Genomic DNA, 1320 nt, shown 5'->3' with positions numbered 1-1320 from the left:
CAGGCCGGTATCCGGGCTGGTCAGGGTCTCGAGCTCGTCAAAGCCGGTGTAGAGGTAGCGGGTAACGAGGTTGCGCGGGTCGGTGACCCGGCTCAAGTTGTCCTGGACGTCGTAGCCGTAGTCGACCTGCGCATGGTCGGGATCGACTTCGACAAGGGCTTCTCGGCACAGTGCGCCAAGCGCGCTCGCCGGATGACGCAATTGCGTCTCCAATCGCTTGAATGCATAGCTATGAGCATCCCAGATTCTTTAGTCACCCTCTATTTCAATAGAGAAAACAAATGACTCAAAGTTCGGGCGAGCTACATTTGCAGGACTCGCGTGGTAAGTCCGAATCTTTCCTTGCTCCTCTACCCAAAATCCCGAATTTCCTGTAAATCGCTCTATCTCTATTTTTCCATTTGGCAAAAGCGTCTCACAAGCAGTTGAAATACACAGCTCGCCCGAGCATTCAAAGGGATAGATCATCACGTCTTCGTAGTCTGGATCGGCCCAGGTTCGAAGAACTTCGACGCGATCTGAATCAGAAATGAATATTCCCCCCTCCTTCGCACGAATGTCTACTGCCTGTCTAACCTCAATTCCATAGTGAAGGAGGCGAACCGTGAGCTTCCCCTTCTTTGAAACCGAGATCCAATCAAAGGTCTTTACTTCATGATCCTGCCAGCGAATTGAGATCTCCCTAAGGGGTTTCCCCAAGCGCTTGCATTCCGCCATCATCGCCTGCTGAATTGTGACGTTTTCTCTTTCGTAGTTCTTGGCCATCAGCATCCGCACCTCTTTTTCAATCGGCGAAATGGATCAACTCTGGCGTGATCTGGTGGCCACCGTGGAACGGTTTCAGTCCCTCCCGATCGAAACGGTACCGGCTCATGCGATAGCTCCATCGTTTCAATTTCGCCAAACTCGTTGATTCTTTGAGGCCCTCGGTATCCCCGCCGCCGAGCCTCCTCACGCTGGAGTGGAGTGAGTGGTGAGCTTGGATCATTAACGTGCTTCTTCCAATGCCTTCTGCGGTCAGCGTCGGTCCATTTTGGCTTTGCAGACGTGCATTTTGGATCGCGCAGGAACCGGCCCAGGTTGTCCCTAAGTGGGCCTAATCGCCAGCATGAGTCGCAAGGGTATGCCCTACGACAATGCCGTGATGGAGAGCTTCTTCAGTTCGCTGAAGCAGGAGCTCACGCACCACGAGCGCTTCGTCGATCGCGACCAGGCGCGCAGCAAGGTATTCGACTATATCGAGGTGTTCTACAACCGACAGAGGCTACACAGCGCTCTCGGCTACCAATCACCGGAGCAGTTCGAGAAGATGGCGGTGTC

The 1320-nt window shown here is 53.6% G+C and carries 2 protein-coding genes and 1 pseudogene; 1 reads left to right on the top strand and 2 read right to left on the bottom strand.

Annotated features, from left to right (window positions below; all coding sequences use genetic code 11):
• Together BM125_RS19590 and BM125_RS19585 are read right to left on the bottom strand one after the other, a co-directional pair.
• Positions 1-201, bottom strand: a 201-nt coding sequence (locus BM125_RS19590; RefSeq protein ID WP_245779004.1) for an RHS repeat domain-containing protein, incomplete at its 3' end; no start/stop codon positions are given.
• A gap of 48 nt (positions 202-249) precedes the next feature.
• Complete coding sequence (locus BM125_RS19585; RefSeq protein WP_139225146.1) at positions 250-765, bottom strand: hypothetical protein; 516 nt, start codon at positions 763-765, stop codon at positions 250-252.
• A gap of 328 nt (positions 766-1093) precedes the next feature.
• Between BM125_RS19585 and BM125_RS19575 the strand changes: the two are divergent.
• Positions 1094-1320, top strand: a pseudogene (locus BM125_RS19575) (IS3 family transposase); the annotation flags it as partial.

The sequence above is a fragment of the Dokdonella immobilis genome (genome assembly GCF_900115085.1).
Taxonomy (GTDB): Bacteria; Pseudomonadota; Gammaproteobacteria; order Xanthomonadales; family Rhodanobacteraceae; genus Dokdonella; species Dokdonella immobilis.
The sequence above is the reverse complement of the archived record's forward strand: the minus strand, read 5'-3'. Positions and strand labels throughout refer to the sequence as shown.

Coding starts and splice junctions, on each gene's coding strand:
- BM125_RS19585 (WP_139225146.1), bottom strand. CDS start 765: ATGGCCAAGAACTACGAAAGAGAAAACGTCACAATTCAGCAGGCGATG.